The following is a 5531-nucleotide window of genomic DNA, read 5'->3' as shown; positions in this document are numbered from 1 at the left end:
GGCTTACCCTGTTTATCTAAATAGGTGGATCCAAATTTGGATTGACCCCCTTCAGGATATAATTCTCCTAACATTTGTCGAATATCACGCATAATATGCGCATGTTGCTTACCGCATAACTCTGCAATTTCACGACTAGACATCGTTTGAACTGTTGTATTTTGAAAATTTCTTTCAGATGTTGTGATAAAATTATGCATGCTTCACTCCATTCGTTGTGACAACATTGTCATTGTGCTTGATTTGCTGTCTTAGATGTCTTAAGAAATCTTCTAATGTTTCAGGATTTGAATAATCGATTTTTGAATTTACTTTTTTTTCGCATTTCAGAAAATATTCACGCACTTGTTTACCTTTGAGACCAGGTTCACAAATGGCAATGTGTTTTGCTGTGTCTAAAGTGAGAGCATAATCTTTAAAAGGATTTCCACGTGAGGAGTTTGATAATTCTTTAGTAGAAAGTACAAAGTCGACATCTTCTCTAAAGCTAAGTTCTTTAATACAGTTTGTTATCCACTTTCTAAACTCGGTTTTTACCTCTAAAAAGGTATATAAATCACGAGCGCTAATAGTTTGAACCTTTTGATGCTGGATAATATTGTATTGAGTAGCAAGAAGCTTTTCCATTACGAACCTCATGTTGATGGGATTGATGAATGAAAGGGGGCGCTTTTAAATGCGCCCTTCAGAATTTAAAGCACATCACAAGGACGCAAACGGTGTTGTTGTTCGTAAGTACCGTAAATCTCATCATTATATTTTTCGTCTGCGATCTCGTCTAAAAGTTCTTGGTAAACATCACTTTCGCGTACAAAGTCATGAACCTCACTATCCTCATGGAGATGTTCGATATTTTCTTTTACATATGCTTCTGCAATCTCTTCAGAGATATCTTCACAATTATTCTCAGAAGGATTGATGCGAAAGATTTGGATTGCATCATCTACCTCATCAACAATGCTTAGAATTTGGCTTGCATCAAGTGGTCCAGACTCTGCAATGTGTTGATCTTTATCGTAGGCAACTAATAAAATTTCATTGGAATTTATAAGAATTGGCTTATCCATAATTTTTCCTCCCTAACGCCTCTTGGCGATTGTTTGTGCGTGGTTTATATAATTACTTATATAACTATAATTATAAAATAGCAAGCAAAAAATTATAAAAAGTTATATTTTTATAAAAAATATTATAATATCTTGCTGAATAAGAGGGGAGGATAATTAGCGATAAGTCCGAATCATCTTGCTGTAAGAACTTATTGGCAAAATAGCAAATATCTCTCCAACCCACACAATTTTAACATTCTTAATAGGCAAGGCATTCCAAGAAAGCAGATCTATTTCACCATTCATTCCCCTGCTAATCTGCTTTATATATCTTTTATTATCATGTGTTAAAATAACGGCTTCTTTGCCAAAAAAGGATTCTATTGTTTTAATTTGGCGCCGTCTTACGATAACCATATCTCCATCTTTATAGGCTGGAATCATAGAATCTCCTTTAACTTCAAAAGCAACCATATCATCAGGTAAAGCAAAAGGAATTTCTACTTGTTCAAGACCATCTTCAGGGATTTGTTCAAAACTTGGATCTATCTGTGTTCCTGTTCCAATATACCCCATAAGAGGAACAAAAGTTGTGAAGTGATTATCCCCTTTTAGTTCTTTATATAATTCTAAAATGGCATCTCGATTAGAGCCGCGTGGATCAGAATCTTTTAACCACTTAGACACTGAAGCTTGTGTTACGTTTAGCCGTTTGGCTACATCTTCTTGCGTTAAGTTAAACTCGGTCAAAATCTTTTTTAATGTGCTTATGATATTAGATTTATTACTCATACTTCTGCTTACCTTATTTTTTTATCGTTGATAAAGATAATTTTCATTGACTTTATATAACTATAATTATATGAATAAAATAAGACAAAGCTGTAATTGGAGCTTGTAAATGGATCAACGAGAAGATTTTAAGAATTTGACTAAGTCAATACGGGGCAAATTTAATTGAACACAATCAGAAATGGCGAAAATGCTTGGTGTAACTCAAGCAGCTGTTTGCAAGTGGGAAAAAAGAGGATCTATCTCCGTAATAAATTATCTCAAGCTGCAAAAGTTGAAGGATAGTTCTAGCCCTATGCCTGCTTTTACTACTTCTCCCACAGAAAAGAATGAACATCAACAGCATCATTCACATTCTTAAAGAAGAAAGATCAGAGATGATAGATGTCCTACAGATCACTATAAGCAAAGTCCAGTTGATTGATCTTGTTAATAAGATTGGACAGGAAACCATATATTATGGTCTCCGTTCGCCTGAAGATGCATGTTTTGAAATAAGGATAGATCCCTCATCAACAGGTTTTCTTGTCTATATGCTGCATAGTATCTTTGCGCGTGATGATAGAAAATATTTTCCGTTATTTCCGTACGATGATTTTAATCAATGGTTTTTATCTGTGTTTACGCAAGCTTTTACAACTTGGTTTGATAATTATTTTTCTCAAGAGTTGTCATCTTTTTATCGCTTAAATGAGCTGATCTTGTTTACAGCCTTAGTCAAAAGTAAGCTTGATTTCTTAAGGGATAAACTCATCGAAAAAAGAAAAGAAGAAATTGAATTAATAGATGATGCATGCAGTGTGTGTCTGAATCTGAGTTAATCCAATTTTTTAAAGTCTATGAGGTCGGTTTGTGTCGTTACAGTCATTGTTGTTTCTGGTTTCAATGGGGATGTATGAGTAATGATTAAAGTAACTTGGGCTTTTATATCTTCTTCACGCGCAGCTACAAAAATAAGGATTCCTGTGTACTTATCTTCTGAGGGAGCTATAGAAATATTAACATCGATTTCTTGTCCCGTTCGAAAATCCTTTGCTTTCTCACAGTATCCGGATGATATTGTGTGTGACGTTGGTCTGGCATCAGGATTAACATATGGTGATTGCATTTGCCGCAATCTTATTTCCGGTTTGTATCTAATGCCATATCCAAGAATAAAGCGAGAACCATCTTTTAGCTTTATATTTAAAACGTGGATGACAGTTTGTGCATTGTTTTTTATCTTTAAACAAAGAAGCGTCCACTTGCCTTTTGTTGGCAAGTGGGGTCCAGTTATATATATAGAAGGTGGCGTTCCTAAATCCTCTACTCTTTTGTTATCTAACAACATTTTAATATGTTCTTCTGACCATTTGGCAAGATCTTTTGTCGATATTGCTTGCTCTTTAAGGACTATCGTCTGTTCTTGGCTTTCTGCAAATTGCTTGCTTATCCATTCTCTATCTTCTTCTCGTTTTTTTGCAGCTGTTTCTAAATCATCTTTGCGGATTTTAGCGGCTTCTTTATGGTCTTTATTTCTTAAAATAAGCGCTACTGAAAGAGATCCGATAAATGACAGGAAACCTGTAAGAAATATCTTTATCCATTCTTGTATCATAACTCCCCCCACTTTTTTAGAATCGCTGGGAGGGTACTTTTTCATAAACATTTTTTCAAGACAAGCAATCACAACACGTTCTGTCATAACACACATATAAATACGTAGAGCCTTAAGGGGGGATTATGACCACTAACGCACAAACCATTTTATGTCTTGATCTAGGGACCAAGACAGGCTGGGCAATATGCGGTGCGGATGGTCACATAACAAGCGATACAGAAGATTTTCAATCACGCCGTTTTGAAGGCGGTGGTATGCGTTATTTACGCTTTAAACGGTGGCTTACTGAACTAAAGAGATCTGTTGATGAAATTGACGCGGTATATTTTGAAGAGGTGCGCCGGCATGTGGGTACAGACGCTTCTCATATTTACGGAGGCTTTCTAGCAACCTTAACAGCGTGGTGTGAACATCATCAGATACCATATGAAGGCATTCCTGTTGCTACCATTAAGAAAGCAACGACAGGCAAAGGAAATGCTTCAAAAGAAGAAATGATTAAGGCAATGCGTGCAAAAGGTCACACGCCTTGTGATGATAATGAAGCAGATGCTTTGGCAATTTTATATTTAACGAAAGAAGGGGATATACATGTCCAGTAAAATACCATGGACGAGACTGTTTGCCGATAAATGGGCGGTGGTCGTCGATTATTTACCTCCTGTAGAAGGTAATATCTATATGAGATTGCGGTTTCGCATGCTTCGTACTGGTGAACCTCTTTTTTGTAACATTAAAGTTTTGTCTCATTACATTGGTTATTCAGTAAAGAAATTTGAGACAGCTTTGAATGTTTTGCTAGAAGAAGGATATATTATTCGTTTAGCAGATGGTCGTTTATGGAATCTCGATGTTGAAGAAGAATTAAAAAATTGCAATGAGAATTTAAATAAACTTTCAGAAAAAGCTATAAAAGCTGCGAATACTAAGAGAAAAAAACATAAAGATGACTCATCAAAAGACCATGATGATGTCATCACGAGGTCATGATGACATCATGATGAAACACATTAACATAGACAATAACATATATAATAAAAAAACTAAAACTATCGTTTTAGCAAAAAAAGAAATTGGTTCTGAAAGTTTAGAAACAAACGAACAGGTTGACGAGCCAACAGAGGTTGCTGTTGTTGAGACCACATCAGAGCAAATCGAAACCTCATCAGACAACCAACCTCCCATTCACGAGCAAGAGAACGTTCCCAAAAAAGCAAAACGAGCGCAAGCTAATCGCGGTTGTCGATTGCCAGAGGATTTTGAACCCGATTACGATTTTGCAATCGAAGAGGGCTTGCCTCCAGAGCGCGTGAAAGTCGAAATCGCAAAATTTCGAGATTATTGGCGTTCAAAAGCCGGAGCAAATGCAACCAAAACCGATTGGCAAGCAACATGGCGTAACTGGGTACGAAAGGCTATCGAGGTTTTAGAAAAAACAAAAAACACGAACAACAATGGTGGAAACAATGGAAATTACACTCAAAAGCAAAAAAGCATTGGGGAGCGTATCGCAGACAGTCTCCTTGATATCGGAAATCGAGGGTATTTTGAAACACATTCATGCGATGATACCTCCGAGCGGTCCGTTTGTTTTGAAGGATGGCAGCCAATTAACGAAACAGCAGGAATCGATTGCTTTAGAGGCTGGTGATCAATTGCAAGAGCTCTTCGCCGTGAAAGCAGGTAAAGAGGATATAGCAAAAGCTATTCGCATGCTGTCGTGTGGTTTGAAAATAGCACAACAATCAGACCATGAGGGAATGGCGTTGACCTATGGAATGGTTTTGGAAAATGTCTCTGCATGGTCACTGATGACAGTGGTCAAACGGATTTTATGTGATGAAATAAATTGTTTATCCGATACGTTTTTTCCGAGCACACGAGAACTTGTCAGGTTGTGTCGAGATTTAGAAAACAGTCTTTTGAGAAAAGCCAATTTTGTACGCAATGCTGTTTTGAGATTCCGTGAAAAGGAGTTGAAAGAACAAGCAGAGAAAGAGCATTCAACACCTATAACGCTTGTTCACAAGCAAGAGCTTGAAGAGACTTTAAATGGCATTGGTGGGATAATGAAACGCTTTGGTCCACAG

The 5531-nt window shown here is 36.8% G+C and carries 8 protein-coding genes and 2 pseudogenes; 5 read left to right on the top strand and 5 right to left on the bottom strand.

Annotated features, from left to right (window positions below; genetic code table 11):
* From ACFIMI_RS09375 to ACFIMI_RS09360, 4 genes are all read right to left on the bottom strand, one after another.
* The coding region (locus tag ACFIMI_RS09375; RefSeq protein WP_375692508.1) for a Rha family transcriptional regulator at positions 1-200 on the bottom strand (200 nt) is incomplete at its 3' end.
* A complete protein-coding gene (locus ACFIMI_RS09370) occupies positions 193-627 on the bottom strand; it encodes an antA/AntB antirepressor family protein (protein WP_375613828.1) in 435 nt (144 codons plus the stop codon). The genes ACFIMI_RS09370 and ACFIMI_RS09375, both read right to left, overlap by 8 nt.
* Before the next feature lie 65 nt (positions 628-692).
* Positions 693-1067, bottom strand: a complete 375-nt coding sequence (locus ACFIMI_RS09365) for a hypothetical protein (protein ID WP_375613829.1) — start codon at positions 1065-1067, stop codon at positions 693-695.
* Between the two features lie 156 nt (positions 1068-1223).
* Positions 1224-1841, bottom strand: a complete 618-nt coding sequence (locus ACFIMI_RS09360; protein WP_375613830.1) for a helix-turn-helix transcriptional regulator — start codon at positions 1839-1841, stop codon at positions 1224-1226.
* 109 nt (positions 1842-1950) lie between these two features.
* Between ACFIMI_RS09360 and ACFIMI_RS09355 the strand changes: the two are divergent.
* Positions 1951-2202, top strand: a pseudogene (locus ACFIMI_RS09355) (helix-turn-helix transcriptional regulator).
* On the top strand, positions 2171-2662 hold the full coding sequence (locus ACFIMI_RS09350) for a hypothetical protein (protein ID WP_375692507.1): 492 nt from the start codon (positions 2171-2173) through the stop codon (positions 2660-2662). Before ACFIMI_RS09355 ends, ACFIMI_RS09350 begins: the two are co-directional and overlap by 32 nt.
* Here the strand turns inward: ACFIMI_RS09350 and ACFIMI_RS09345 are convergent.
* On the bottom strand, positions 2659-3534 hold the full coding sequence (locus tag ACFIMI_RS09345; RefSeq protein WP_375692506.1) for a hypothetical protein: 876 nt from the start codon (positions 3532-3534) through the stop codon (positions 2659-2661). The genes ACFIMI_RS09350 and ACFIMI_RS09345 overlap by 4 nt on opposite strands.
* A gap of 29 nt (positions 3535-3563) precedes the next feature.
* On the opposite strand from ACFIMI_RS09345, the gene ACFIMI_RS09340 reads away from it, so the two are divergent.
* The 3 genes and pseudogenes from ACFIMI_RS09340 to ACFIMI_RS09330 all read left to right on the top strand — a co-directional run.
* Positions 3564-4043 (top strand): crossover junction endodeoxyribonuclease RuvC, encoded by a 480-nt coding sequence (locus ACFIMI_RS09340; RefSeq protein ID WP_375613833.1) that lies wholly within the window; start codon positions 3564-3566, stop codon positions 4041-4043.
* Positions 4033-5092 (top strand): annotated as a pseudogene (locus tag ACFIMI_RS09335) (hypothetical protein). Before ACFIMI_RS09340 ends, ACFIMI_RS09335 begins: the two are co-directional and overlap by 11 nt.
* Positions 5034-5531, top strand: a 498-nt coding sequence (locus tag ACFIMI_RS09330; RefSeq protein WP_375689287.1) for a hypothetical protein, incomplete at its 3' end; no start/stop codon positions are given. The pseudogene ACFIMI_RS09335 and the gene ACFIMI_RS09330, both read left to right, overlap by 59 nt.

This window comes from Bartonella sp. AP4SXKL, from assembly GCF_042195845.1.
Lineage (GTDB): Bacteria > Pseudomonadota > Alphaproteobacteria > Rhizobiales > Rhizobiaceae > Bartonella.
This window is presented reverse-complemented; position numbering and strand designations above follow the sequence as displayed.